A 26,370-nucleotide genomic window follows, 5' to 3' on the forward strand; every position below is an offset into this window, starting at 1 on the left:
AGAGGTGATTTTAACAAAGGTATAATACTAATGCCCCTGGAGACTTCGGTTTCCAGGGGTTTGTGTTTTTTGAAAGTTTGAGAAAATATTGCAGTTGTATATAATGCGGTTATACTTAAAAAAGGATAGAAATGAGGTGTGAATTTTGTTAGAGGTCTAAGAAAATCCATTGCTACTCTAAAGGAATTTCCAGAGAGACATGCATTGATTGATGATGAAGTTCTGGCCAGCCAGGGAGATTCATTGCATGCCTTATAAGAATTATTACATATTCTATGAGGTTATTAACTTGATGAATAAGGTTATTATTTTAAGAATTGGATATATTCGTAGATACTGGAGGGGAATTAAATTAGCATCATAAATAATTTTTTGCTAATATTTTATCAGAGATGATATTGACAGATGCTTTTCCACAATGTTATAATCAACTCACAAATACTTTTTACGAGCTTCGTAAAAAGTTCCTACCGGAGATGATAACGTATGCTGGACCAGTTAAAGATTAAGAACCTGACGAACATTTTGGTATGTCTGTTTTCGAAACAGAAGGCTACAAAAGCGGAACTAGTACAGTGGACGGGACTGAGCAACTCTACCGTATCCTCCACCGTGAACAGCCTTCTGAAGCTGAATCTGTTGGTATGCGCAGGGATGGAGGATTCCATAGGCGGGAGACGCTCTACGATTTACCGGCTGAATAAGGATTACGGAGAATTCATCGGTGTGGATATCAAAGAGGGGGAACTGACCCTGGTGGTAACGGACTGCGAGAATAATATTCTGCAGCGGTATAGCTGGGGGATAGACGGCTCACAGCCGGTGATCGATCTGCTGACCGGCGCTCTGGAACAGACCATAGCCGGATGTTCTCATGTCCTGGGAATCGGAATCGGCCTGGACGCACAGATTGACCACAAAGAACAGGTGATACGCCATTGTGACGTATGTAACTGGCATTACGTCCATCTAAAAGAGATCATTGAACGTCAATTTCTGATTTTTACATATTTGGATCACCGGGTCAACGGCGCCGCCGTCCGGGAGGGAGTCATGGGCAGGGCCTGCGGGCTCAATAACTATCTGTGCTGCTATGAATCCGTGGCACAGAAGGTGGCACTTGTACTTGACGGGCAGATCTGTCGGGGGCACCGGAATTATACAGGCAGAATGAAGGAGCCGGAAAATTTGATACAGTCAGCGGAGACGCTGGTTCATTTTCTGGATTTGTCGAAGGTTTTTATTGGATACCGAACAGAAGAACGTAAAATAGAGCTGCTGAAACTGGCACAGGCCATACCCGAGAAAGTCGTCTGTTTTCCGGAGACAGAAGACACGATCCCGGTTGGAATGGCGGCAGTGGCACAGAAGGAATGGTTCCAGTCGATCTATTTTATGCTCTGATGTAATGTATAAATGCTAAAAACTGTATTCATCTAAAAGAGGAGGGTTTTTATGATTACTGCATTAATTATTGTTATTTTTGTAGCCATGTGTGTACTGATGTACACGAAAAAGCTGTCTGCCCTATTCGCATTACCGCTGATGGCGTTCCTGATCGCCCTGGTCTCCGGCATCCCGTTTATGGATGTCAGTGCTGAAGAACCTGGGATCATCACACTGCTGTTTGTAAACGGCCCTGTTCGTCTGGGCTCTGCCATGATGATGCTGATATTCGGCGCGATCCTGGCACAGTATGTAAAAAATGTGGGGATTGCGCAGGCATTGGTACGCAAGGTATCCGAACTGGCCGGTGACCGGCCCCTGGTACTGGGAATTTCCTTTTTCCTGGTGTTAAGCGTTCTGTTTACCACACTGGGCGGTTTGGGCTCCGTAATTATGATCGGAACCATCGTACTGCCGATTATGACATCCGTTGGAATCAGTTCCCTGGGGGCGGGATGCATCTTACTGCTGGCCCTTAGCACCGGCGGTATTTTCAATATGGCTAACTGGGGCCTGTATATCGACGCGTTCGGACTGAGCGCGGATGAGATCCGTAAATTCGCCTGGCCGCTGGGCATTATCTTTGTCATCATGGGAATTCTGTTTGTGGTGATCCAGACCAAGTTCGACGGAAAACTGTTCGGGAAAAAGAAGCTTGCGTGGGCAGCCCCCGCGCAGCCGGAAGAAGCTCCCGCACGTAAGGTTAACATTCTCGCTATGTTGACACCTCTTATACCGCTGGTTATGGTGTTGGGATTCAAGATTGATATTATTGCCGGGTTTGTGACAGCGATTATATACTGTATGATCACGACGATCAACAGGGATACCATGAAAGAACTGACCAAATCCGTTACCCAGGGTATCGCGGATTCCGCAGGAGCTATATTCCTGATTATCGGAATCGGCATGCTGCTTATGGTAGTGATGGACGCCAGAGTCACCGCCCATATCGGGCCGGCACTGGCAGCGATACTGCCCTCGAACGCATTTGTGTATGTGATCTTCTTTGCCATTTTGGCGCCGTTAGCACTGTACCGAGGACCTCTGAATGTGTGGGGGCTTGGACTTGGAATCGGTGCTGTGATGATGGCTACCGGAAAATTGTCCGGCATGGCTTTGATGGCCGCTCTGATGGCTACGGGACAGCTGCAGGGCATCTGCGATCCCACCAATACACACAATGTGTGGACCGCCGCGGCTACCGGAACGGATGTAAATGATATTCTGCGTAAGACGCTGCCGTATGTATGGGTGGCAGCCATAGTCGGATTGATTGTGGCCGGTGTTATGTATTTCTAAATGATGGGAGATGGAAGGGCAATCGGAACGCAGCATTGCTCTTCCATTTGAAAATGGAGGATTAGCAGCATGAGAAACTTAAGGATCGGGATCGATGTGGGTGGGACCTTTACCCACGCAGTGGCTGTAGAACTCCCGGGAAACCAGGTGATCGCCCATGCGGTCACGCCTACCACACACACCGCAGAAAGCTCTGTGTCCGAGGGGATTATAAAGGTCTTTCAGGAAGTGATAGAGAAGTCCGATGCGACACCCGAAGAAGTCTGTTTTGTAGCCCACAGTACCACCCAGGCCACCAACGCCCTGCTGGAAGGAGATGTCTCAAAGGTAGGGATCGTGGGCATGGGGAAGGGGCTGGAGGCAGTAAAAGCAAAATCAGATACACAGATTAAGAGCCTAGAATTAAGCCCGGGCAAATTTCTTCAGACCAGCCATATATATCTGAACTCGGACCCAAAAGTGTTTACCAGGGAACAGGTGGAGACGGCGGTACAGAAGATGAAAGCGGAAGGCTGCCAGGTGATCGTGGCCAGCGAGGCTTTCAGCGTGGACAATGTGGAGAACGAACAGACGGTGACAGCGGTGGCGGCCGAAAACGGACTGCCCGCAACTGCCAGCCACGAGATTTCCCAGCTGTATGGGCTGAAGGTGCGCACGCGTACGGCGGTGGTGAATGCCAGTATTCTGCCAAAGATGACTGCCACGGCGGAACTGACAGATGAGAGTATTAAGAAGAGCGGGATCAAAGCGCCGCTGATGATCATGAGAAGTGACGGCGGAGTAATGGATCTGGTTCAGATGAAGCAGCGCCCGATCCTGACGATGCTCTCGGGACCGGCCGCAGGGATAGCGGCCGCGCTGATGTTTGCTAAGGTCTCAGATGGAATCTTTCTGGAAGTGGGCGGTACCAGCACGGATATTTCCGCTATCAAAAATGGTAAGGCCATGATCAAGAGCGCCAATGTGGGCGGCCATCTGACCTACCTGAAAACGCTGGATTCCCGTACTGTGGGAATAGGGGGCGGCTCCATGGTCCGCATGGACGGCACGAAGGTGATCGATGTGGGCCCGCGAAGCGCCCATATCGCAGGGCTGGGTTATCTGGCTTTCAGCGGGGAAGAAGAGATCGCGGACATCCGCCCTGAGCTGATCCAGCCCATGCCCATGGACCCCGGGGATTATCTGGTTGCGGTGAATGAAAAAGGAAAGCGGTTTGCCGTAACCCTGACCGATGCTTCCATCGTGGCGGGGATGACGAAGCCGGGAGATTATGCCTATTCTCATGAAGAAGCTGTGAGAAAAGCATTCGATCAGCTGGCCGGACAATTTCAGACCAGCGCGGAAGCTCTGGCCCGGGATATCCTGGACAAAGCCATGTTGAAGGTGCGGCCGGTAGCCGAGGCGCTATTAGAAGAATATGAGCTGGACCGGGACCTGGTCTCCCTGGTGGGTGGCGGCGGAGGTTCTACCGCCGTGGTGCCGTGGCTCAGCAAAAAGATGGAGATGAAATATCTCATTGCCCGGAAGGCGGAAGTGATATCGGCCATAGGAGCGGCGCTTGCCATGTTAAGAGACAGTGTGGAGCGGACCGTCGTGGAGCCCACGGAACAGGATATTCTGTCGATACGCAAGGAGGCCATCGGCCGGCTGGAGAGCATGGGAGCTGATCCCGCTACAATCGAAGTCCAGACAGAGGTGGAACATTCGAAAAATATTCTGCGGGCCATCGTTACCGGAGCGTTCCAGATGGATAAAGATGCGGCGGATCTTAAGCCGGCATCAGATGAAGAGCTGCTGGAAAAAGCGGCACAGGCCTTTAAATCACCGGAAGGGGAGATCCGCGCGGCCCAAAAGACCAATGGGCTGACCGTATTTGAACGGTGCCGGGAGAAGAAAAAGCTGTTCGGCCTGCTGTCGTCGAAAGAGCTGGATTACCGTATATTGGATGATTATGGTGTGGTGAAGCTGCAGGTAAATCATGGCTATGTGAAGCAGACCTGCGTGAAGAACGCGCAGGCGGGGATTGCAGAATTTATTGAAGATAAGGCCACTTACAATGATGTGGGCATGATATTGCCGGAAGTCTTTCTTCTATACAAAAGCCGTATCGCCGATTATTCCAGTATTCTGGATTTCGATCAGTTAAAAGGCCTGATCCGTATCGAATTGCAGGGACTGGAGGAGGAAGAACCGGTTGTGTGCGTGGTCAGGACCCGAAAATGAGAAGGCATATGCCTTGGAAAGGAATCGCGAATAATATGAATACCCGTTATTTGGATATGTTACAAAAGAACAGCATGACTCTGATCATGAGCCTTCCCGCCAATGATCCGGAACTGGCCCGGACCGCCTGGGAATATGGGGCGGATGTGGTGAAGGTGCATATAAACGTGGATCATCATGCCAGCAAGACTCATTTTGGAAGCTTTGAAGAAGAAAAAGAGGCGCTGCTTCAGATCCTTCAGGAGGCCAAAGGCCCCTGCGGGCTGGTGGCGGGCGGAAACCTGGAAAAAGCCCGGCAGGATTACCGTGCTGCGGCGGAGGCGGGCTTCGAATTCGTATCCTTATACGCGAAGCACACGCCCCTTGAGATTCTGGAGAGCGGCCTTATGTTAAATATGATAGCCCTCGATTCCGAATACACAACGGACGAAGTGCGCGCGCTGGATAAAATCGGAGCGCATGTTCTGGAAGCATCTGTGATGCAGCCGGATACTTACGGACAGCCGCTCTCAGCGAAAGAGCTGATGGAATATTACACGATCTGTTCCAATACGGAACTCCCGGTAGTGATTCCCACACAGCGGGCGGTCCTGCCGGAGGAAACAGCCGCACTGCAGCGCTGCGGGGCTAAGGCGGTGATGATCGGCGCGGTGGTAACCGGGAAGACGAAGGACAGTATCGCCCGCAGCGTGTCCGCGTTCCGGGAGGCGATCGATAAGCTGCAGGTGAGCCTATGAAAATCTGTTTCCTGCCGCTGGATTCCCGGCCCTGCACGAGCCTGTTTCCCAGGCAGCTGGCGGCGCTTAGGGGATGTACACTGACGGTACCTCCGGAAAACCGGATGGACTATTTCAAAACGCCTTCCCAGACAGAAGAAATATGGTCCTGGTTAGAACGGGAGACAGCAGATGCCCATATCCTGATATTATCCGTGGAGCAGCTGGTTTATGGGGGACTGATTGCCTCCAGAGGCGGCAGCTGTCCGGCGGATCAGGCAAAGCGATCCCTGATTCGGCTGGAACGGCTGAAAGAGCGAAGTCCCCAGCTTAAGATCTACGCTTCCAATGTCTTAATGCGCACAACGGTGAGTACGTTAAGCCGAAATAGCCAAATATGGTGGGAACAGATCGCGCGCTATTCCGGCCTTAAGTATGCGGCCATAACGGAAAAAGGAGAGAAGCAAAAACAGGCGGAAAAGAACCTTGAGCTGCTGGAAGCAAAAATTCCTGCCTCTGTACTGGAGGAGTTCCTTCTGGCGCGTCAGAGAAACCATATGGTAAATATGGAATGTGTCCGCCTGGCGAAGGCAGGGGTATTTGAGCGGCTGCTGATCCTGCAGGAGGATTGTTCCACCCTGGGTCTGCAGGTTCTGGAACAAAATGAGATCCGTGAGGCTGTGAGAGAGTCCAGTTTGCAGGAGAAGGTGTTTCTGCACAATGGGACGGACGAAGCCGGCATGGAGCTGGTTCTCTATGCGCTTAGCGCAGGGACCGGGATGGATAGCGGCGTAGGGATGGATATACGCATAGAGTGGCTGTGGGAAAACCGCGGTTTTACAGCAAAGTATGAGGACCGTCCGTTCACAGAGAATCTCAAAAGCCACATGCGGGCAGCGGGAATACGCGAAACAAAAGAAGCGGATCAATGCCTCCTGATTCTTCCGCCCAGGTCGGTACAGGGCGATTACTGCCCGAAATGGGAGAACCCGGATAGTTATACACAAGAAGAATACGAGGCTATGGCCCAAAGAGCCGCCTCTTTGATCAATCAGGGGAATCCCTGTTATCTGCTGGATGTAAGCTATGCCAACGGAGGGGACCTCCGGTTCATGAAGCAGCTGGCCCGGATGACGGAGCCGGACAGATTGTGCGGGTACGCGGCCTGGAATACGGCAGGGAACTCTCTCGGTACGATCCTGGCACAGATTCTGGCCTGCCGCGGCCATAATACGGAGGACAACCAGCGTTTTACGGCAGAGCGCCTTTTGGATGATCTGCTCTACCAGGCGGCCGTCCGGCAGACGTTTTCAGAACGGCTGGCTGGGTCCGGGGAAGATGTATGGTGTCTGAAAGATTCAAAAGGGGCAGAGAAGCTGTTAGAACAGGCAGTGCAGATGCACCGGACTGACTTTGAGGCGGTATTTGCAGGAAAGCTGCCGGAGTTTTCGATTCGTCTTCCCTGGCCGCGGGTCTTTGAGGCAGAAGTAATAGCAGACAAGTGATCGTTCCTCCCAGTTGAGTTGCTTTATCGTTAGAAGTGAAATAAGAAAGGATAAAGGGGTTGTTGTTGTGAAGAGAATCTATGATGTGATTGTCGCAGGAGCCGGACCCGGAGGGATGACCGCAGCCCTTAGCGCCGCGCGGAATGGCATGAAGGTACTATTGATCGATCGTAATGGCTGTCCGGGCGGTATGAATACCAGCGGTATGGTATGCCCTCTTATGACCTTCCATGCGGGGGAGAAGCAGGTAGTAAAAGGGCTGGCGCAGGAGATCGTAGACCGGCTGGCCAAAAGGGGGGCTACCCTGGGACATATCCCGGACCCGATCGGCATGGTCTCGACCATTACGCCTATTGACCCGGAGATGTTAAAATTGGTCTATTTCGAGATGCTTGCGGAAGAACCGAACATTAAAACCCTGCTGTATACGGTGCTGGAATCTGCGCAGTGCGAAGACGGTGTGGTGAAAAGTGTCACAGTATTGAATAAAAGCGGTAAGACGGTGTATCAGGCCAAGACCTTTATCGATGCCACAGGCGACGGGGATCTGGCTGTGGCATGCGGGGCGGACTGTGTGCTGGGGCGAAGCCGCGACGGAATGACGCAGCCCATGACACTGATGTTCACGGTGGGGGGAGTGAATCTGCCGGAGACGGTGGATTATGTCGAGAAGAATCCGGAGCAGTTTATTCTGAATAAAAAATGTGATCTCAGGAAGTATCTCGCGGTATCCGGGTTCTTCAATCTGGTGACCGAGGCTCAGGAAAAAGGAGAGCTGACCCTGCCAAGAGACCGGGTGCTGTTCTTCCAGGGGGTCCATGAGGGGGAGGTCCTGGTGAATATGACGAGGGTTACCAAGCTGTCCGGCGTTAACGCAAAAGACCTGACGGCAGCTGAGTTCGAAGCCCATAAGCAGGTGGATGAGATCCTGCGCTTCTTCCAGAATTATATACCCGGGTTCCAGAACTGCTATCTCAGGGTGGTGGCGTCCGTTACCGGAGTCAGGGAAAGCCGGCGTATCGTGGGAATCGAGACGCTGGAGCTGGATGATGTGCTGAACAATGCCGTCAGTGACCGGAGTGTGGCGGTCTGCGCATGGCCTGTGGATATTCACGATCCTGTGGGAAATGAACTGAACTGGATGAGGAAAGCGAAGGCCTGCTGCTATGATATCCCCTATGGTGTTATGGTTCCGAAAAAGCTAAAAAACCTGCTGGCTACAGGACGCTGCATTTCCGCCACACACGAGGCGCTGGCATCGGCGCGGATCTCAGCCACGGCCATGGCTCTGGGTGAAGCGGCGGGGGCGGCCGCGGCCATCGGGGTTAAGAACAGTCAGTCACTTGCCCAGGTGGATGTTGGTGAACTGCAGAAAAAACTGCTGGCTCAGGGGGCGGTGCCGGGAAAGAGCTGGCTGTGATATGAAGGCATCTGAAGTATGCCGGATAAGAGCTGGCTGTGACAGGAAGGCACCTGAAATATACCGGGAAGCAAGGAATCTGGATTTTACTCTCTGGCTTTCTTCACCCGTATTTGCACGTATACCTGCAGAGGTGATGGAAGCCTTCTACAGTGGGGCTGTGGAATACGGGCGGAGTATGGCGGACAGGTATCCTGTCGGTCAGGAAGATATTACGGCGGCGGTTATAGAGCTGGGGGTGGAAAGTATCGTGCCGTATACGGAAGCTGACCGGAGGGAAAATGCGCCCAAGGCTTATTATGAACCGGAAAGCAGAGAAATACATTGGGACGATCATTTCGCGCAGCGGCTGCTGGCCTTGCCGCACGCGTATGAATGGGTTGGGGATAAAAGGCAGATCGATACCGCTATACTTCTGCACGAGACCTTTCATCATCTGGAAGAAACGAAGGAACGGCCGGCAGATGCATGGCTTCGGGGGAGATACGGCCGCAGGTGTATGCCAGTTTTCCGGGAGATCGGGGCGTTCGCGTTTGTCAATGAACAGATGCCCGGATACTGCTGCCAGATGATTGATTATCTATGGATAAAGCGAAACAATGAATAGGTAAAGCAAAACAATGAATGGGTAAAGCAAAACAATGAATGATGGATTGGAGGAGTTTAAAATGATAAAATCATTAAAATCTGCGTTAAAATCTACAATGCTTGCTTTCGTTCTGACCATATGCATGGCGATGCCGGTAATGGCGGAATCCAATAATTACACGAATGCGGCTATTCCCCCTGAAGCGGCGGAGGAGAACGAAGCGTCTTTTACATTGAAGCATAAGATCTATATCGAAAATTACGCCAACGGATCCGTAAGTTATGTGGATCTGGAAGGGAAGCACACCGTGATCGGGACAGTATACCGCCCGGCCCTGACCGCGAAAGACTCCAGCGATGGTTTTTGGGCTGCCCACTATGATAAAGCCATAGACGGAACGTTTTCCTGCGTCACTGCGGCCGGGGCCAATGCCATGCATCTGAAAATGGGACCGGCGGCCAGCTATGATCCGCTTAACGCCGGAGCATGGAAACCCAAGCAGATCAGTGTCGGAATCAAAGAGGATTATGACCACGCCAATGGCAGCTACAGCGATGCGATGATCTACACTTCGGTCCCTGGCGGGACAAACATCTTTGGCGGTTCCTGTGCGCCCTATGTGGGGAACCCGGTGAAATATCTGAATGCGGGCGGAACCTGGGAGACTCTGGACAATTATTTCCAGGGAGACTATACCAAGCAGATTCCCAAGCGGCTGCTGATCGAAGTGTATCAGGCCTCCACAGTAAACGGGTCCCCGGATTACATAGAGTTCGAGAACTGGGCAGCCGGCGATACGGTGGGTGGTATTACGAAGATCGGCAACGGGCATGTGACCGTTCATTATCCTAACGATACGGTCAAATATATCGCGGACGTGATTCAGCGTGTTCAGGGAACCGGAAGGTTCACAGGCAGTGAATACGCGGAGGTAGGGCGCCTGCGCGCGGCACATCCCGGGGTGATCTGCTTCTCCACTTCTCCAAAGGTGGGATTTACCCATGATTCCGGACTGCGGGGCGGTTTTCAGTTCGTGCCGGCGAATCATGCCAAGTACTTAAGTTATGACCTGGGACAGGATTCCTTTATCGGAAGAGATCAATGGGGAATCATAGCCCACGTGGGGGCTGACGCAAATGATCTGTACAACCCGGATTATGTCATCGACGGGCATGTGAGCTACGATCCGGTATGGGAAGGTGTTGCGCCGCTGTTCGCAGAATATATTACGCCGCGAAATATACCGGGGAATCTGGACGCGTCCACTTACTTTGTTGCCTCAGATGATTTTGGGCAGACCTGGCAGGAATGCCCGACCATACAGGGTGTCACGGATAAAACGGTGTCTCCGGTAGCGGGCTGGACCAATATTCGGCTTTACCTTCGCTATCCAAACTAAGAGATTGTTGTCAAACAGATATAGAATGAAAGATATAGGATAATACCGGAATACTGCAGGGGCTGATGGAAATACAGCTAAGATTTCATACTTTAAAGAATCGGGATCTGATAATATCTTGGAAAATGATCAAATTGTAGCATATGGCATTTTTTATCAGACATACTCATATACGTCACTTACAGGCATGGCCAGAACGGTACCTTTGTTAGTGGCAAATTATGTTGATATTGAATAACGTTGGATCTGTCGGAAAGCCGGGGAGGGCAGTGCCAGATATCGGTGGAAGCGCTAGAAAGAAAAAAGTAAGGTATTTGTAAAAGATGTAGAGGTGGACAACATAGAGCTTGCAAAGCTCGTAGATTGTTCACCTTTATATTTATGTATCAATAATAATACTTAGATACACAACAACAAATTACAAATCAGGGGAATGAATCAGAGAATATTGTAGAATATGACATAGAAATGGATGATGCTGCAAAAATTCATGTCCCACGGAAGTGAAATAGAAAATTAACGGAAACTCTTTGCATATTACGGATAGAATGTTAATATCATCTAGGTCTTATAGAAATCTTACCCATTTGCTTTCAGGAAAAATAAACCTATAATATTACTAACCTCATCGGGGTTGGTGATTGCAATTACCCATGTAGAATGAACTATCTTATATCCCGGAATCTCTCTACATAGAGACTGTTCCATTCAGGTCACTTGAATTCCGGGACCATAACTTTTATGCAAGGAGGAAAGGTATGAGGAAATTATGGAGTATCTTGTTGGTTGGGGCGATGATATTTTCACTGACCGCCTGCGCTTCGGAAAAAAGTACGGGGCAGGAGGCGCAGCCTGAAAATACCAGCGGACAGGAGGAAACAAAAAAACAGGAAGGAGATACGGCCTCAGAAGGTTCAAAGAAAGCCGCTACCCTTACCATTATGGGGTCGGAAGATTGTTTTTCAGAAGTGGAACTGGAACTCTACCAGCAATTCGAGGATGAAACCGGAATCGCCATCGAGCTGATTATAAATCCGAACGATATGAACAATAGTATCCTGGGCGCTAAGATCGCAACCAAGGAACTGCCGGATGTGGTAGCCTATTTCAACGGGGAGGGCGGACGCAGCATCCTGATGTCGGAAGATAATTTCCTTCCGATCACAGATGATCCCTGCCTGGAAAATGTGAACAAAGAACTTATGAAATCATATCGGAAGATGGCAGTTTTTGTACCTGCGTGATTTTCTATATGAAAAAGTAACATTTGAAATATAAGGTCTATTGCGAATCACTATAATTAGTCTTCGCGATAGACCATTTTTGTGATCAGCCGGCTATGCTTTATCGGAACAAGAGCGCAGGGTATTTGGAGACAATAAGTTACCTTTGCAGACACGATCCTTTCGCATCGGTGGTGGTAAAATAGACTCCGATTATCATGATAGCGAGTGCAGCCAGGAAGGAAAAACTGGGCGTCTCCCGAAAGATGCCCCAGGAAAGTGCGACCCCGATAAATGGTGCAACCGCGTAATAGGCGCTGGTTTTGGCGGCGCCCAGATTGCGCTGTGCATAGACATAAAAGAAAATGCTCAGCCCATAGGACACGAATCCCAACAGCAGGATCAGCGGGACATAGCGAAGCGTGGGAAACGGTTCGCCGGCAGCGCAGGCAATGAGCAGAGAACCGAGTCCGGAACCGATCCCTTTTATGACCACGATCTCCAGCGGATCACTGTTGGACATCATACGGGTGCAGTTATTTTCGAACCCCCAGCAGACGCAGGCCAACAAAACCAGAAGCGAACCGAACGAGAAGTGCAGGCTGCTGACGTCCTCAAAAGAGAGTATCAGGCTGGACAAAGTGATCAGGCCAATCGCCAGCCAGAGACGTTTCTTAATAGCTTCCCGGAAGACCAGCAGAGCGATAACGGAGGTGGCCACGATCTCGAAGTTGTTGAGCAAAGAAGCGTTGGCCGCGGTTGTTTTGTTAAGACCTACCATCAGAAGGATGGGGGCTGCGATGTCCAGAACGATCATTCCAACGGTAAAAGGAAGATCCTTACGGGTGAGATGATGTTCTGAGATTCCTTTTCCAAGGTTTTTTCGAATAATACCCAGGAGGAACATACCGATACCAGCGCCCAGATACAGGAATGCGGCCATCATCATGGGTGCTGCCCGCAGCAGCAGTATTTTAGATACCGGAGAACTGATGGCGTATAGGGCGGCAGCCAGAATGGCCCAGATGATAGAAACGCTTATTTTTTTATTCATGGGAGGGCCTCTATTTCACGAACTTGTTAATCGCTGCGGAAAAATCATCCAATATTTTTGTGTCTCCGGTTTCTAAGGCATCCACGACACAGTGTTTCATGTGATCCTGCAAAATTAATTTGCCGACGTTGTTGACGGCTGACTTTACAGCAGCAATCTGAATGAGGACATCGCTGCAGTCCCGGCCCTCCTCAACCATTTTTTTGATTCCCTCCATATGGCCGATGGCGCGGGAGAGCCGGTCAAGTATTTTTTTCGTTTCTGTGTGGGAGTGGGTATGTGTATTTTCCATAAGGGTTCCTTTCCATATCCCCCCGGGGGGATATGGAAAGAATAGCATAACATACGAAATTTGGCAAGAAATTTCATTGTCTTTGTGTTATAATAGTGCTAAAGCAAAACAGTGAACACAGGCATTATTTGTGGAGCTTCAAAATAGAATCATAATCAGAGTCTGGTGCTAAGAATTTGACAATCAGAAACTTCATTGGACAATCATAAAGAGAGGAGTGAGAGGAGTATCTTATGAAAAAGTTAGCAGTCTTTATGCTGCTGTGCGCTGTCTTGAGTATGGCAGGGGTGAGCGGATGTGCGTCCGGGAGTCCTGCTGAGCCTTCCGCAGATGCGGCAGCCGATGGGCTGCAGTTGAGCGAAACGGGCAAGGAGTTTTTGAGGAAAATGTGTTATTGCCTGCCTGAGTTTTCAGATCCTGCAAAAGTGGATGAAGAGTTCTGGCATGATTTTATCTTCTTTTCTTTTACTGCCGCCTGGGGTGATGTTGTGATCGAAGAGGTGCCGCGGGAAGACCTGGAAATGCAGGAAAAGGTAGTTAAGGTCAGCCTTGAAGACATGCAAGCCTATGTAAAACTGGCCTTAGGCGTGGAGCTGCCTGACTATAAGCCTGCGTTTGAGGATATGAATAAGGGACAGACGTCCTGCTTTTATCGGGATGGATATTATTATATCGGCCTTTCGGATTTTCCTGATTACACATTTACGTACCAGGACTGTACGCTTGATCAGGAGGATATCTATACAGTGAATTACAAGACATCGTTTGAAGGTGATGAGAATGCGGGGTCTGTGGTTTTCAAGCTTCGGCCTGCGGATAACGCCAATGGGTTTGTTATCGTGGGGAAGACTGTAAACCGCAGCCTCCCCTTCCAGTAAGCTGGCGCGGTTATAAGAGAGCAGACAAGAGAAGAAATATTCTCATGAATGAAGGAGGTGCTCCTATGAGAGCAATGCGGGAAGTAAAAATCTATTCTGCTGAGGATCGGGTACAGGCGGATATCATTCTGGAAGTTCTTAAGAAAAATGATATCCCAGCATTCAGACAGGGACTGGGCAGCGGCGGAATTATGGATATATACGGAGGAAACTCCATATATGGCGAAGACATCATTGTGGACAGTGATGATGTAGAGAGAGCATTGGAAGTACTTCGGACGATAGGTATTTGTGAACCGGAATAAAATTTCTGCAAATAGATATTGCCCAGCCCATTCGCTTTTGATCGACCTGTGTTTCCTATGCCTGATCATCGGATTCTTCCGTTACAGAAATGAAAAGGGTTAACCTTTTCTAATTCAGACTTTCTCTGCCCTGCGGTACTGCAGAGGGGTCATCTGGTATACTTTGCGGAAAGTGTTGCAGAAATGCTCTGAAGTGGCGTATCCTACCGCTTCGGCTATTTTTCCCACAGACAGGTCGGTGGATTCCAGCAAAAGCCTGGCCTTTGCCATCCTGGCCTGCACGCGTTTCTGGTTAAAGTCCATGCCGTAATAGGTGTGAAGCAGCCGCTGCGTCTGCCTTGTGCTCAGGCCGATCCGGGAAGACAAAGATGACAGGGTTATCGTCTGGAATTCCGATAAAAAAGCGCATTCAATCAGATAAAAGCGTTTGCTGTTCAGGTCTATTTCACCGGCGGCAGGCGTATTTCCATTTCCATGCATCTGTTGATTGTCCCTCATATTACGTACCAAAAGCAGAACCAGCTGCTTCAGATAGCAGCTGACCATAATGTCTGCATCCGGACCATTCTGCTCCATCTCCGTGAAGATATTTTCCAGCAGGGGACGCATATTCTGATTATCCCGGCCGATCCAGAAAGGGTGATCCAATAAAACGCGGACCACTGCGTCTTCGCTTTTGGCCAACGGCCCAGCAGATGGCTTTCCGGTAATCGGAGCCGCTTTGTAGTAGATGCAGGCCTCCGCCATAGGATTTTGCTTTGGCAGCAGCTGGCTGTGCGGTATGTGCGGGCCGGTCACGTAGAGAATCCCCGGATACAGGTCAAACCGCCGGCCGGACGCGATCAGTGTTCCGTAACCGGATGTGATATAATGAACTTCATAAATACCGGTACTGTGTACATGCTCAGGTACCGGTGTTTGCATTATGGAAGAGGAGAGCTGGGGAGTGAGGAACAGGTAGGAACCCAGCTGGAACGGATAATCGGACATAGGAATCCTCCGTCGGTATGTTTTTATCTATACTCTAATTAATGGATGATATTTTGTCAACGTTCCTGATTACGTGAGCAGCGGTTATTTTAAAAACAGGTAGGCGGGGAGGCATTTCTTTATAGAAATAAACAGATGAAAAATATGCGTATACGACATCACGGCCAGGATAATGTCTTTTGCCTGTCTGGATGATACCCCTTGCTGCGCGTTAGAATATAAGAAAAACGACAAAGGGGTATAAGCAATGAAAAAAAGGTATGCCAGCACATGGGAATCGCTGAAGGAACACCAGGTTCCGAAATGGTACGAGGATGGAAAATTCGGTATTTTTATCCACTGGGGATTGTATTCTGTTCCGGCTTTTGCGCCGCAGACATGGGAATTGGGCGAAGTCCCTCCGGATGAAACCTGGTTTTCCAACAATCCGTACGCCGAGTGGTATTATAATTCCATCAATGTCGGCTATGGGCCGTCTTATGATTACCACGTACAAAAGTACGGGAAAGATTTCAAATACGAGCAGTTTGCGGATATGTGGAAGGCGGAGAAATGGAACCCGGCCGAATGGGCCAGGCTGTTCAAAAAAGCCGGAGCGGAATATGTGGTGCTGACCACCAAGCATCACGATGGCTTTTGTCTGTTTCCGAGCGAATATACCGATTATAATGCATGGAGAAGAGGACCGCAGCGGGATATCGTCGGGGATCTGACGGACGCGGTGCGGGAGGAGAAGCTTCGGATGGGCCTCTATTACTCTGGAATCGTAGATTGGACTTTCGCAGATGACCCGATCCTGAATAACGAGGATCTGTTTCACACGGCCAGCCCTACCTTTGCCTATGCGGATTATGCGTATAACCAGTCCATGGAATTGATCGACCGCTACGCTCCGTCCGTATTCTGGAACGATATCGGTTGGCCCCGCCAGGGTGAGCAGAATCTGCCTTATCTGCTGTCTCATTATTACAATACCGTAGAGGATGGCGTGGTAAATGACCGGTTCAATGACCTGTTTCATGACTTTACCACGAAAGAATACCAGTCCGGAAGCGCTAACCGCCGGGAAAAATGGGAGATGTGCCGCGGAATGGGTCTTTCCTTCGGCTATAATGCCATGGAGAGTGATGACAAAATCATCAGCATCGAGGATGCCATCAGCCTCCTGGTTTCCACAGTAGCCAACAATGGAAATCTGCTGCTGAATATCGGGCCCAGAGCGGATGGAACGATTCCCGAAGAACAGGAAAAACGTCTGCTGGCCATCGGAGAATGGCTTCGTGTGAACGGGGAAGCGATCTACGGCAGCCGTTGCAGCAGCCGGGAATCCATTAAATATACGGATCAGATCCAGGTTCATTTTACGGAACGGGAGGGTGCGCTCTATGTTCTGATCGATGCCAAAGGCAGAAGCCAGGTCGCGGTTACGGTCCCTGGCCTGCGCGGGAACGCGATACCGTTGGATCCTGAAGTGGACGCAGAGATTACAGCGGTTGACGGGGGACTATGCTTTACGGTTAAGAATTTTGGCAGCTCACAAAATATTGCGGTTTTCCGTCTGAATTAAATGATATAACATAAAGTTTTAGGATTGAAGCGTTCCATCGTCTCCCAGCTTTTTCCAGGAACAAACTGCCGCTCTTACCGGGCGGCAGTTTGTGATTCAGAGCGCTTGAAAAATAACATTATTTTAAAATTGTGATTCCACCGATGATGGGCAAGGGCTTCATCCGGCCATTCACGGCGTTGATGATGCCGATGATCGCCAAAATCGTGGGGATCAGGAAGAAAAGCCACATGAGGCTGCTGACAATCAAGCCAAGCCGCCAGGAGATGGCGATGAGCACGGTGCTCAAAATGCCATATATAATGCTCAGTGCCAAGGAGCCGAGGAACAGGACAAGCCCTTGGTTGGTATGATATCGGGCAAACTTCGATTCTTTCGCCGCAAACAGAGGAATCAGGAAGATGATGTACGCCAGCACCGCCATCGCCTTGTTGTCCTGAGCGTCCTTGATATCTGCCTGACCCGGAGCGCCCGGCATCACGGGCGGGGTGTAGGTGGGCGCAATCTGTTGGGGAGCGGCCTGCTGGGGCTCGGCCTGTTGGGGAGCGGCCTGCTGGGGTCCAGATGCAGAGGGCGCGCCGCAAGCTGGGCAGAACTTTACGCCATCGTTAAATTTGGTTCCACATTTTCCACAAAAAGCCATAGTAGTTCTCCTTTCAGTTGGTGGGCTCCGGCGATCGGCCGGGACCCTGAAATCGGCTATCCCAGATTCTGCACCATGCGCACGGTGATGATGAGATCCTGTTCACGAGTTGCGCCGGCGTAGTTTTACGCCTGCTCCCCGATGGTCGTGACGCACAGGCTGAAAGGAACATTAGGAGTGCAGAGTTAGGGATAAAAACCGTTTTTTATTATGTGTTCCGCTTCAAAATATTTTGCCTGCAGGACAAGTGCGCCTTTTTTCACGCTTGCCGATTCCCCCTCTTTCCCGGTTCCGCTGGCAGAGCTACCCCGCAGCAATTTTCAATATCCTGCCGCCATCGCTCGGGCGAAGAATGGATGGCCCGTCCCGTGAAGCAGGAGCGCAGGAGCCTCAGCGCCGGGGTTCGGTTTACCAGTATGGCGTCTGCCAGATGTTCCGGCGCGTTCAACTTCTCATCGGGCATCAGGATCACCTCCCGCCGGAAGCCGATGGCCTCCAGCGCACGATCCAGCAGCCGGGCAAAGGTTTCCCAATCCCCATCCACCCGGTAGAGGTAGGTGGCCGCCGCCTCTTCATCGGCCAGCGCTAACTCCACCGCCGCCACGCGTCCGCCCGGTCCGGGGGCTATCGCCCACAGGATGGGCTTTTGCTCCGGTTCCGCGTTTGGTTCCCGTCCGTCCTCCGGTACGCCGGTGATCCCTGCCGCCTGCATGGCCGGCTGTTTCTGTCCTTTTTTCTCCGGCGGGGGCAGGGCACCCACCCTCAGGCCACGGCAGCCGCAGAGGGCGCGGAGCCACGGGTAGGTCTGTGCCATGCGGCTCTCGCTGATTTTCTGCTCCAGCGCCCCCGCGAGGGGCGGCGCGGCCGCCGACAGCTTCTCCATACTCGCCGCCGTCCCCAGCGGCATGAGCTTGGCCGCCATCGCCGCCTGCATGGAGCTAAGGCCCGGCACTAACTCTTTCAGCCATTCCAGCGTCCGCTCCCGCAGAGCGCGGAGACCGTCCGTCAGCAGCCGCTCCAGATTATCCAGTTCCCGGCCCAGCTGTTGGAGGGTGTATCGCTCCCCGGTGGATAGGGCCAGGGTCAGGCCGAAGCAGCTTTTCTCCATGCTGGTCAGGAAACAGAGGGGGATGCGCCGGGCCTGTTCGCCGGGGGGCAGGATGCACAGGCAATCCTCGTAGAGCCGGAACACCGCCCGGTCCTGCCGGGTCTGGCCGTTCTCAACTGATATGTAGTCCCCCTCGGCCTCGAAGCTGGGATTACCCTCCACCAGCAGGGCTTTCAGCACCGCGTTGTTGTAGATGGCGTACAGGTGGTTATATAACCACTCTGCGGCCTGCCCCAAGTAAGAAACGCCCACCATGCCGCCTGCCGTTTGAATCTCCACTCGGTAATCCGTCAGCGCGATACCGGTGATCTCCCCGTAGGGGACGGGGAGCTGGTCGAAGCTGGCGGTAATCAGCAGGCCGTCTTTGTTCAGGGTGAGCTTTGCCTGTTCCGTGAACAGCGGACATTCCACTAAACCCGCGAAAGATCGTCTCGCAGCCTGCTCCTTTGGTTCCCGCGCGGAGCCGCCCATGCCGGGCGGACCCGCGCTTGTGTTTTTCTCCATATTGTTTTCACCTCCTATCACCATGTCGGATGGGTGACTTCTTCCTCTCTTTCCGCGGCGCAGGTATAGATGTTCCATTCGGCTTCACCGGGTCCGACATACAAAATCTTTTGGCGTCTAAATCCAGTGATGTCCACGCGCAAAGTCTGGTACAGCTCCGGCAGCGGGCAGCGGGCTGCCTGTATTGCCTACTGTGATTCCAGGGTTCCCATATTCCATGTCACAATTTCAATAGAATCTCCACCTAATATCTTTACCTGGCGAACCTTGCCGTTATATGTATAGTGCCAGTAAATCTCATAGTCGGTTAATGTTGTTTCATTGTATTCGGCATATTTATCTGTGATATCGCTATATGTTTCTGTTATTGTATTGGTGTCCAAAGAATTTTTGACATCATAATTACCGTCCGGGGAAATTTTCTTGCAAAGCTCCCATACTGTATGGATCGTGGCTTTGTGTTCGTCACTGGTAAAGCCGCCTTCTTTGGAAAATATAACTCCGTCGCCCCTTATTGCTCTCTCAAAGGTACAGCCATCAGGAGCAGTCAGCCCTGGAAGGCAACAATTTTCCGCCAGCGCTTCCATACTGTCGGAGTTGTTGTTCTGCTCCTCTTGCGAGCTGCCGGAGTCGGGGGCGCTGTCCGGCTGCTGCTCCTGCCGGTCTGCACCGGAGTCGGGAGTGCTGTCCGGCTGCTGTTCCTTCTGGTCCGCGCCGGGGCCGGGGGTGCTGTCCGGCTGCTGCTCCTGCCGGTTCGCGCCGGGGCTGCCGGGAAGCTTCGACTTGCTCCCGACGCCGCAGGCGGCGAGTGAGAGGGCCATCGTTAGTGCAAGTACCAATGCCATAATCTTTTTCATTTTTTTCCTCCATTTCATTTTGTTCGGGGTTGATCGGTTTACAGCTTTGTCCCGCACCCGCCGCAGAACTTGGTGCCGAGGATATTTTGCATCCCGCACGCGGCACACTTGCCGGTTGCGGGGGCAGGGGCGGTGAGACTGGAGCCGCAGTTGTTGCAAAAACGCAGGCTCTGAGCATTTTTTGCCCCGCATTTGGGACAGGTTTTCATCTCCATGCTGGCCCCGCAGTTATTGCAGAACTTGCCCGTGCCGGCCGGCTTGCCGCACACCGGGCAGATGGTGGTCTTACTCTCAATCTGGCCCTGCCAGACAGTGGCGGCGGCCCCGGCCTGTTGGATGTTTCGCTTCATGGCCTCGGCCCGGGCCTTTGCCACAAAGATTTCCTGCCGGGGGGCGCAGGAGGTGCAAAGCCCTTCGTCCTCGTTATGGCAGTGGTCGCAGACGTACTTGTTGCAGCCGGGGCAGCGGTGGAAGTGCTGCATGGCCTCGTTTTTCGCCCGTTCAAAAGCCTGCTCATGCTCCTTCTGCCATTCGGGGGATTTACCCTCAAAGGTCTGGGAGAGAATGTCCCCGCTCCGCTGGGCGGCGTAACCGAACTGACTGGCCCGGCCGCCCACCAGGGAGCCGAGGATGCCGACTCCCTGTGAGAGACCCCGCAGGCCCTTTTTTTTCTTGTAGGTTTCCGATTCGATGAAGCTGGATTTGTATCCGTCGTTGCAGATGTCGCAGTAAAAGGTGAACTGGAAACCCGCATCGGTGGAATTATCCTGATAGTTCCGAGTGAATGATGTCAGCATAGTGTATCAACCTCATTTCTTTCCGACATTGCCGTCGATTTTTTTACCGCATACGGTGCATTTCGTGTTCTGGAAAAACTGCAACGCGCCGCAGCGTTTATTCTCGCAGTAGATCATCAGGCCTGCGCCGCATCGCTCGCATTTTTCCTGAACGAAAGTCTGCTGGCCGCAGGAGGGGCAGGGCACGTAGAGCGGCCGCCCGCACCCGGCACACACCGGTGTTCCCTTTTCAATCGGCCGGTTACAGGAGGGGCAGAGATACCCAAAAGGACTCATGCTGCCGCACTTGGGACAGAGCCGCACGTCCCGGTCGATAAACGCTCCGCAGTGGACGCAGGGCTGCTTATATGTAGCCATTGTCAGCCCCCCAATCTTTCGCCGCACCCGCCGCAGAACTTAATACCGGGAGGGTTCTCCATGCCGCAGGAGGGACAGACCCCGGAAACCGCGGCGGCCGCCAGCCGTGTGCCGCACTCCTGGCAGAATTTCACGCCGGCCGGGTTTGCCGCCCCGCAGGACGGACAGGTGTTCTGGACACCCAGCTTGCTGCCGCACTCCTGACAAAACTTGATCCCTTCCGGATTCTCATGACCGCACTGGGGGCAGATGCGCCCTGCCAGCGCCGCCTGTTCCGCCTGTTCTTTTTCTTCGGCGGCGCCCTTGGCTTCCTTCAGCTTGGTTTCGGCGGCGGTGAGGTTTGCCTGAATCAGCTTCATCCGGCCGGCCGCGTCACCAAAGTCCTCCAGCCCGTATTTCTCCACGGCCTGTTTTCCAATTTCGATATAAAGATCTGTTTCCTGTTTTTTGAGGTCGGATACCTCGCCCTGCGCCTTCATTATCAGTACGTTGGGATCGTCTTGGGGCATGAAGTTGGTGAGGCCCTTGACGATGCCGCCCAAACCGCCGAGATTTCCAAGTCCGCTCAATAAATCTGACATAATATATACCTTCCTTTCTTATCCCCCCGCGTTATTGCGCAGGGAGGACACAATGATTTGCCTTAGTTCAAAACAGAGCCGCCCCATTCCACCACAGTGAGACCGCCGCGCGCGATGGGCGTGATCTCCGGGGGCGCGGGGATTTCATCCGTCGCCCTGAATCCGAACCACAGACGATAGACGTGATCCGGGGCCGGGTTCACAAGCAGCGGCATTACGGCATCCAGACGCCCGGTGTCCTGCGGGTACATCGCATACCCCCGATGGGGGTCGAGCCGTGTTGTCCAGTAGTCGATAAAGTCCGCTTTTTCCGTCTGGTTGAAGCCATAGGCATCCAGAATCTTTTCGAACTGCGTCGTCCGATTCTCACCCGTCAGATAAAAGCCCTTGCGGGTTTGGAAGTCGGCGGGAGAGGCCGCGGATTCATAGAACAGGAATCCATAGGTTTCTCCTTCAACCAGCAGGAGTCCGTCTTGCTGTACCGTCACCCGCCAGCCGGCCCCATCGACTGGGTCATAGCGGGGAATGGTCGTACGCAGCAGCTCCGGCCGGGCAAAGGTCACCTCAACCTCGGCGGGGGCGTCGCTGTATAGGTAGATATTCGGCTTTTCTACCTGCACCTCGCCATCCTGACCCGGCCCCACCAGCTCCATGAGCCAGTTGTAAAAATCGCCCCACATGGCGTCCACCATGAAATAGAAATCCTGTACGCTGAGGTTCATCGAATTGATCAGGCTGTCCATCGTGTCGAGAAAAGCGCTGTCCCCCTTGTTGATATCGTTGAAAAAATCCGACACCGCCTCGCCGCCGAACAGATCCCGGACCATCCCGGCAATATCCCCGGCATACGGCACCTCTTTGCCGATGGTGGATAGTCCAATGGCCCAGCCCCGGAACACATTGTCCAAAAACTCAAGAGAGGCGTGCTTATGATTGGAGCTGTCGGTATAGCTGGCAACATCCTTGACGACGCCGCCAATATCAAACGCCTTGCCAAGCTTTCCAAACAGCCCGCCGAGGCGGCCCGTGTTCAGTTCCCGCCCGCCTACGCTGAAGCCGCGCCCCTCCGTTGTCAGACGGTTAAACCATGTTTCAAGGGAACTCAAGCTTCCGCCGCCCGCCTTTTGTGCCAAATAGTCGGAGAAGGCCGAGCCCATATCGTCGTACAGGGTGTATCTCTCCACCGGGGGAGGCGGGGAGGAGTCGGGGCCGGGAACCCCTAACCCCGCATATGCCCTGGTGGCCGCCAGCGGAAAAATTAGAACCAACACAAGAAGCCAGGATAAAAACCGCTTTCCTTTCCATTTCAAGTCTATCACGCTCCTTCCTGCGGCAAGGACGCCAGCAAATCCTCTATGTCCTTTTTCAGCGTGTCACTCACGCGAAGAGACGCCGCCTTTTCCAAATGCCCCCTTGCCGCCGCATAATCTCCCTGGACGCACTTGACCGTGGCGAGGAAAAACAGGGCGCGGGGTTCCTTCGGCTCCAGAATGCAAGCGCGTAGCAGGTAAAACTCAGCCTTGGTCATATCTCCGCGAATGTAGCTCAGAAATCCGGCGTTAAACTGAATCTGATAGTCCTGCGTGTAGATTGCCGCCGCAGCCACATAGGTATCTCTCGCCTCGGCCTCCCGGCCCGCCTTGATCTCCTCAGAAGCCTTCATCAAATAATAGCGGATATCCAGGTCCGCCGCGCAGCGATTCAGCAGCGCCGCCGCCTCATCGTCATTGAAGAGCTGGCTGTTGGCCTGCGCCTGACGAATCAGAAGCTCTACGCTGTTGGGGTATTTGCTCTGCATCTCCTCCAGAAGCTCCAGCGCCTTGGCGGTATCCTCGACTCCGCCGCGAAGCAGCAGCCGGTCCACCGCCGCCAGCTCTGCTGCCGCCGTCCTCGCGGCGTTGTCGGTCAGTCCCGCAAAGGCAAGGGAAAGCAGCATCACCGCCGCCAGCGTGCCGGAAACCAGCGCCGCCGCCTGCTTTTTCAGGGATTTTTTCTTTATAACCAAGCGGAATATTAGCAGAGCCAGACCGATGGCACAGGACAGAATACCCGCAATCACGCCGCTGCCCAGAACAAATATGGTAAACAGTCCGCAGATAATACCCGTTACAGCTAACACAATCGTCATGGCTTTTTTTCCTCCCCCACATAATCCTGCAAATCCTGCAGAGCCCAGTCCGCGTGAAGGGCAAGACCGTATTTGTCAACCTCATGGTCGGAGTTCGGTACAAGCTCCAGCACATGCTGGAAGGCGTTGGCGGAAAGATCATATAGCTCCAGCCGGTCCAGAGCCTGCCCCAGCATGAACCACGCGGAGGGATTGCCCTGATTCAGTAAAACGGATTGCCCATAGGCGTCCGCGGCCTCACGGTAGATCTTCTGCTCAAACAGGATGTTACCTTTGAGATAATAGAGGCTGGGCCACTCGGGACAGACCGCCAGCGCCTGCTCCGCCGATATCAGCGAGTCGTCGTATTCCCGCCTGGCCGCCTGCCAGCTGGATAGAACCATAGGCCCCAGCAGCGGATCGCCCTCCAGCCGGGCCTTATCCGCATCGGAGAGATCCCCGTAGCGCAAGGGGAACTGCTTTCTGGAGATATAGGTTCCGGCCATACCACGGGCGTAGGTGGAGAGCATCGTGTCCCCGATGACCGGATTGCCTGACCGAGCCTGTTCCGACAGTTCCAGCGCATAGGTAAGTGATTCCGTCATCTGTCCGTTCAGCCCCCGCGCCAGCATGGCGAGGCCAAGGGCTTGCTGGTGTCCGGGGTTCCCGGCGTAGATCGCCTCCGCCATTTCGGCGCATACTTCATACTCGCTCGCGCGGTAATGACAGGTCGCCAGCAGGTAGCGCAGTGCGATGCTGTCCGATTTTGCGGCCGCCACGCTCAAAATCTTTTTAGCCTCGTCAATCTTCTGAATCTTCATCAGGTTAAAAGCCACCATGACCTTCTCGGCCTCATAATCGTGAGGCGCCGGGTTGGGATTTTGCTTTTCATACAGCGTATCGAAACGTTTTGCAGCAGCAGCGGCGGCCTCGTGGTAATCCTGGGGAGGATCGTCTGTGTAGGAACAGCCCAGCTCCATGGCGGAGCCTTGGAGGGCGAGGTTGGTGGGGTACTGCTCCGCCAGCGCCACAGCGCGCTTTGTCAGATCGAGGGTGAGCACGCCGCCGTTGGCCGCCAGATCGCTGTAAAGCATCACGCTGCGCCGGGAATCCAGGTTCTCGTCCATGGCGTTGATTTCCTCCAGCAGCTTTTTTGCCTGCCGGTCCGACAGGGCGCTCCGGGTGACAAAGCTGCCGGTAAAGATGCCGTTCTGCATACAGTCCAGCAGGATATCATGCTGCCGCTTGGCCGCTTCCCCGTCCGTTTTGGCTGTTTCCCGGATGGAATCCAGATAATAGGCGTAGTAATCTCCGGGGCAGTCCTGGGTGAGCAGCCAGGAATATAAATGGCTGTCCTGAGAGTGGTCGGCCTCCACCTGCAGCAGCCGGACGGCCTCGTCGTTGTAAGTTTGCTGAATGGAGCCCCACAGGCTGCCCTCTTTGGAGAGAACCACCCGCCATGCGTCCCTGCGGGCGATGGCGTACCGATAACAGGCCGAAGCGGATAGCAGATCGCCGTCCGCCGCAAAGCGGTCCCCCTCGGCCACCATCTCGCTGATCTGCTTTTTCACCGCGTCCTTCGGGTTTTGTGGGAGCACTTGAATGGCAGATACAACGCATAGCACCGCCAATGCCCCTGCCGTTACAATGCTCATGCGGTTTGACTTTTGTGCGGGGGCATCTTCTTTTTGCCCTTGCGCCTGAGACTCCATCAGCAGGGGCAAGAGCACGAGCCACTGCAGCAGAGCGGTTAAAATGTAACCCACCGTCATACCGCTCAGGCTCTCGGACATGCCCGGCAGGATGGCGAGCACCAGTCCGGCCGCCATCGGGGCCACATACTTGGCCGCCAGAATCAGCCCTGCGGCTGCCAAAAATACACCTGCCCGCCGCTGTGTTGCAAATCCCCTGATGATCAGGAACGCAATCAGTGCGCTGGAGCCAAGGGGCAGAATCAATTGGAATATCAGCATGACCACGGGATGCAGCAATTCGGTTTGCCCATATAAGTAGGTGATAAAGTGATCTATAAAGCGAAAGCAAAACAGCACGAGCAGCGCCGCCCCGCCGCCCCGCGCAAACAGTTCCAGCGCGCAGGCGGCGATTTTGTTCGTGGACAGGCCCTCGCCGCGCACCCGCAGAACGGCGCAGGCCAGAAGCGCCCAGCCCGCCACAATCCCCAAGAAAGATACCGTCAGCGGCAAAAGTACCGGAAGCAGGTTTTTGAAGAGCATGACCATTCCTGCATTCAGCAGATAGGGGAACAGTCTCAGGCTCAGCAGAGCGGCGAACAAAAAGCCTCCGCTGGGGTGCGCGTATCGTTTCATACGGAATCCGGCCGCCCCTGACGTCCCTGATGTTTTTTTGTTTTTCTGCGGTACCAAAACAGGTTTTCCGCAAGCACCGCAGAACGGGGCGTCTTTTTCCAGCTTTACGCCGCAATGCGGACATTTTTTCATCGTCGTTTTGCCTCCTTCTCTCGATTATCATCAGACATGGGCGGCTGG

The 26,370-nt window shown here is 52.9% G+C and carries 24 protein-coding genes; 12 read left to right on the top strand and 12 right to left on the bottom strand.

All coding sequences use genetic code 11. The features are described from left to right. The first annotated feature begins 486 nt into the window (after window positions 1–486). The 9 genes from KTH90_RS20805 (at window position 487) to KTH90_RS20845 (ending at window position 11,844) form a co-directional block, all read left to right on the top strand. Window positions 487–1,404 (top strand): ROK family protein, encoded by a 918-nt coding sequence (locus tag KTH90_RS20805; protein ID WP_158353572.1) that lies wholly within the window; start codon window positions 487–489, stop codon window positions 1,402–1,404. Window positions 1,405–1,455: 51 nt separating this feature from the next. After that, the gene (locus KTH90_RS20810; RefSeq protein WP_158353571.1) at window positions 1,456–2,748 is read left to right on the top strand and encodes a transporter permease; all 1,293 of its coding nucleotides are present in this window, start codon (window positions 1,456–1,458) and stop codon (window positions 2,746–2,748) included. A 69-nt stretch (window positions 2,749–2,817) separates the two neighbouring features. Beyond that, entirely contained in the window at window positions 2,818–4,971 is a 2,154-nt protein-coding gene (locus KTH90_RS20815) for a hydantoinase/oxoprolinase family protein (protein ID WP_158353569.1), read from the top strand. Between the two features lie 8 nt (window positions 4,972–4,979). Then, window positions 4,980–5,708, top strand: a complete 729-nt coding sequence (locus tag KTH90_RS20820; RefSeq protein ID WP_238727422.1) for a hypothetical protein — start codon at window positions 4,980–4,982, stop codon at window positions 5,706–5,708. Next, window positions 5,705–7,192 (top strand): DUF4127 family protein, encoded by a 1,488-nt coding sequence (locus KTH90_RS20825; protein ID WP_158353567.1) that lies wholly within the window; start codon window positions 5,705–5,707, stop codon window positions 7,190–7,192. Before KTH90_RS20820 ends, KTH90_RS20825 begins: the two co-directional genes overlap by 4 nt. Before the next feature lie 67 nt (window positions 7,193–7,259). After that, on the top strand, window positions 7,260–8,612 hold the full coding sequence (locus KTH90_RS20830; protein WP_158353565.1) for an FAD-dependent oxidoreductase: 1,353 nt from the start codon (window positions 7,260–7,262) through the stop codon (window positions 8,610–8,612). Between the two features lies 1 nt (window position 8,613). Beyond that, window positions 8,614–9,219: a hypothetical protein gene (locus tag KTH90_RS20835; protein ID WP_238727423.1), complete on the top strand. Its 606-nt coding sequence runs from the start codon at window positions 8,614–8,616 to the stop codon at window positions 9,217–9,219. Between the two features lie 61 nt (window positions 9,220–9,280). Further along, on the top strand, window positions 9,281–10,600 hold the full coding sequence (locus KTH90_RS20840) for a hypothetical protein (RefSeq protein WP_238727424.1): 1,320 nt from the start codon (window positions 9,281–9,283) through the stop codon (window positions 10,598–10,600). Window positions 10,601–11,358: 758 nt separating this feature from the next. Continuing rightward, window positions 11,359–11,844, top strand: coding sequence for a type 2 periplasmic-binding domain-containing protein (locus KTH90_RS20845; protein ID WP_158353562.1), 486 nt, complete (start codon window positions 11,359–11,361; stop codon window positions 11,842–11,844). 139 nt (window positions 11,845–11,983) lie between these two features. On the opposite strand, the gene KTH90_RS20850 is transcribed toward KTH90_RS20845, so the two are convergent. Both KTH90_RS20850 and KTH90_RS20855 read right to left on the bottom strand, forming a co-directional pair. Continuing rightward, a complete protein-coding gene (locus KTH90_RS20850) occupies window positions 11,984–12,877 on the bottom strand; it encodes a DMT family transporter (RefSeq protein WP_158353560.1) in 894 nt (297 codons plus the stop codon). A gap of 10 nt (window positions 12,878–12,887) precedes the next feature. Then, a complete protein-coding gene (locus tag KTH90_RS20855) occupies window positions 12,888–13,169 on the bottom strand; it encodes a metal-sensing transcriptional repressor (RefSeq protein WP_158353558.1) in 282 nt (93 codons plus the stop codon). A 233-nt stretch (window positions 13,170–13,402) separates the two neighbouring features. Here KTH90_RS20855 and KTH90_RS20860 point away from each other — a divergent pair, with 233 nt between their 5' ends. Both KTH90_RS20860 and KTH90_RS20865 read left to right on the top strand, forming a co-directional pair. Beyond that, the gene (locus KTH90_RS20860) at window positions 13,403–14,047 is read left to right on the top strand and encodes a hypothetical protein (RefSeq protein ID WP_158353556.1); all 645 of its coding nucleotides are present in this window, start codon (window positions 13,403–13,405) and stop codon (window positions 14,045–14,047) included. Between the two features lie 65 nt (window positions 14,048–14,112). Next, window positions 14,113–14,352 (top strand): putative signal transducing protein, encoded by a 240-nt coding sequence (locus tag KTH90_RS20865; RefSeq protein WP_158353554.1) that lies wholly within the window; start codon window positions 14,113–14,115, stop codon window positions 14,350–14,352. Window positions 14,353–14,466: 114 nt separating this feature from the next. Here KTH90_RS20865 and KTH90_RS20870 read toward each other — a convergent pair whose 3' ends face one another. Further along, window positions 14,467–15,342, bottom strand: coding sequence for an AraC family transcriptional regulator (locus tag KTH90_RS20870; RefSeq protein ID WP_158353552.1), 876 nt, complete (start codon window positions 15,340–15,342; stop codon window positions 14,467–14,469). 247 nt (window positions 15,343–15,589) lie between these two features. On the opposite strand from KTH90_RS20870, the gene KTH90_RS20875 reads away from it, so the two are divergent. Next, window positions 15,590–16,909: an alpha-L-fucosidase gene (locus tag KTH90_RS20875; protein WP_158353550.1), complete on the top strand. Its 1,320-nt coding sequence runs from the start codon at window positions 15,590–15,592 to the stop codon at window positions 16,907–16,909. A 118-nt stretch (window positions 16,910–17,027) separates the two neighbouring features. Here KTH90_RS20875 and KTH90_RS20880 read toward each other — a convergent pair whose 3' ends face one another. From KTH90_RS20880 to KTH90_RS20920, 9 genes are all read right to left on the bottom strand, one after another. Then, window positions 17,028–17,552 carry a DUF4870 domain-containing protein gene (locus tag KTH90_RS20880; protein ID WP_158353548.1) on the bottom strand — a complete coding sequence of 175 codons (525 nt, stop codon included), beginning with the start codon at window positions 17,550–17,552 and terminating at the stop codon, window positions 17,028–17,030. Between the two features lie 259 nt (window positions 17,553–17,811). Next, window positions 17,812–19,242, bottom strand: a complete 1,431-nt coding sequence (locus KTH90_RS20885; RefSeq protein ID WP_158353546.1) for a hypothetical protein — start codon at window positions 19,240–19,242, stop codon at window positions 17,812–17,814. 110 nt (window positions 19,243–19,352) lie between these two features. Continuing rightward, a complete protein-coding gene (locus tag KTH90_RS20890; protein WP_238727425.1) occupies window positions 19,353–20,021 on the bottom strand; it encodes an LptM family lipoprotein in 669 nt (222 codons plus the stop codon). A 38-nt stretch (window positions 20,022–20,059) separates the two neighbouring features. Further along, window positions 20,060–20,818, bottom strand: a complete 759-nt coding sequence (locus tag KTH90_RS20895; protein ID WP_158353542.1) for a zinc ribbon domain-containing protein — start codon at window positions 20,816–20,818, stop codon at window positions 20,060–20,062. 12 nt (window positions 20,819–20,830) lie between these two features. Beyond that, entirely contained in the window at window positions 20,831–21,175 is a 345-nt protein-coding gene (locus KTH90_RS20900) for a zinc ribbon domain-containing protein (protein WP_158353540.1), read from the bottom strand. 2 nt (window positions 21,176–21,177) lie between these two features. Beyond that, entirely contained in the window at window positions 21,178–21,756 is a 579-nt protein-coding gene (locus KTH90_RS20905; RefSeq protein WP_158353538.1) for a zinc ribbon domain-containing protein, read from the bottom strand. Window positions 21,757–21,818: 62 nt separating this feature from the next. After that, a complete protein-coding gene (locus KTH90_RS20910; protein ID WP_158353536.1) occupies window positions 21,819–23,066 on the bottom strand; it encodes a hypothetical protein in 1,248 nt (415 codons plus the stop codon). A gap of 5 nt (window positions 23,067–23,071) precedes the next feature. Beyond that, on the bottom strand, window positions 23,072–23,884 hold the full coding sequence (locus tag KTH90_RS20915; RefSeq protein WP_158353535.1) for a tetratricopeptide repeat protein: 813 nt from the start codon (window positions 23,882–23,884) through the stop codon (window positions 23,072–23,074). Then, window positions 23,881–26,322, bottom strand: a complete 2,442-nt coding sequence (locus tag KTH90_RS20920) for a zinc ribbon domain-containing protein (protein WP_158353533.1) — start codon at window positions 26,320–26,322, stop codon at window positions 23,881–23,883. Before KTH90_RS20920 ends, KTH90_RS20915 begins: the two co-directional genes overlap by 4 nt. Window positions 26,323–26,370: the final 48 nt, after the last annotated feature.

Origin of the sequence: Diplocloster modestus (assembly GCF_019042245.1) — a bacterium.
Lineage (GTDB): Bacteria > Bacillota > Clostridia > Lachnospirales > Lachnospiraceae > Diplocloster > Diplocloster modestus.

Coding starts and splice junctions, on each gene's coding strand:
- KTH90_RS20810 (WP_158353571.1), top strand. CDS start 1,456: ATGATTACTGCATTAATTATTGTTATTTTTGTAGCCATGTGTGTACTG.
- KTH90_RS20865 (WP_158353554.1), top strand. CDS start 14,113: ATGAGAGCAATGCGGGAAGTAAAAATCTATTCTGCTGAGGATCGGGTA.
- KTH90_RS20920 (WP_158353533.1), bottom strand. CDS start 26,322: ATGAAAAAATGTCCGCATTGCGGCGTAAAGCTGGAAAAAGACGCCCCG.
- KTH90_RS20835 (WP_238727423.1), top strand. CDS start 8,614: ATGAAGGCATCTGAAGTATGCCGGATAAGAGCTGGCTGTGACAGGAAG.
- KTH90_RS20895 (WP_158353542.1), bottom strand. CDS start 20,818: ATGCTGACATCATTCACTCGGAACTATCAGGATAATTCCACCGATGCG.
- KTH90_RS20845 (WP_158353562.1), top strand. CDS start 11,359: ATGAGGAAATTATGGAGTATCTTGTTGGTTGGGGCGATGATATTTTCA.
- KTH90_RS20840 (WP_238727424.1), top strand. CDS start 9,281: ATGATAAAATCATTAAAATCTGCGTTAAAATCTACAATGCTTGCTTTC.
- KTH90_RS20820 (WP_238727422.1), top strand. CDS start 4,980: ATGCCTTGGAAAGGAATCGCGAATAATATGAATACCCGTTATTTGGAT.
- KTH90_RS20905 (WP_158353538.1), bottom strand. CDS start 21,756: ATGTCAGATTTATTGAGCGGACTTGGAAATCTCGGCGGTTTGGGCGGC.
- KTH90_RS20915 (WP_158353535.1), bottom strand. CDS start 23,884: ATGACGATTGTGTTAGCTGTAACGGGTATTATCTGCGGACTGTTTACC.
- KTH90_RS20860 (WP_158353556.1), top strand. CDS start 13,403: ATGAAAAAGTTAGCAGTCTTTATGCTGCTGTGCGCTGTCTTGAGTATG.
- KTH90_RS20870 (WP_158353552.1), bottom strand. CDS start 15,342: ATGTCCGATTATCCGTTCCAGCTGGGTTCCTACCTGTTCCTCACTCCC.
- KTH90_RS20850 (WP_158353560.1), bottom strand. CDS start 12,877: ATGAATAAAAAAATAAGCGTTTCTATCATCTGGGCCATTCTGGCTGCC.
- KTH90_RS20890 (WP_238727425.1), bottom strand. CDS start 20,021: ATGAAAAAGATTATGGCATTGGTACTTGCACTAACGATGGCCCTCTCA.
- KTH90_RS20875 (WP_158353550.1), top strand. CDS start 15,590: ATGAAAAAAAGGTATGCCAGCACATGGGAATCGCTGAAGGAACACCAG.
- KTH90_RS20885 (WP_158353546.1), bottom strand. CDS start 19,242: ATGGAACATCTATACCTGCGCCGCGGAAAGAGAGGAAGAAGTCACCCA.
- KTH90_RS20805 (WP_158353572.1), top strand. CDS start 487: ATGCTGGACCAGTTAAAGATTAAGAACCTGACGAACATTTTGGTATGT.
- KTH90_RS20900 (WP_158353540.1), bottom strand. CDS start 21,175: ATGGCTACATATAAGCAGCCCTGCGTCCACTGCGGAGCGTTTATCGAC.
- KTH90_RS20855 (WP_158353558.1), bottom strand. CDS start 13,169: ATGGAAAATACACATACCCACTCCCACACAGAAACGAAAAAAATACTT.
- KTH90_RS20825 (WP_158353567.1), top strand. CDS start 5,705: ATGAAAATCTGTTTCCTGCCGCTGGATTCCCGGCCCTGCACGAGCCTG.
- KTH90_RS20815 (WP_158353569.1), top strand. CDS start 2,818: ATGAGAAACTTAAGGATCGGGATCGATGTGGGTGGGACCTTTACCCAC.
- KTH90_RS20880 (WP_158353548.1), bottom strand. CDS start 17,552: ATGGCTTTTTGTGGAAAATGTGGAACCAAATTTAACGATGGCGTAAAG.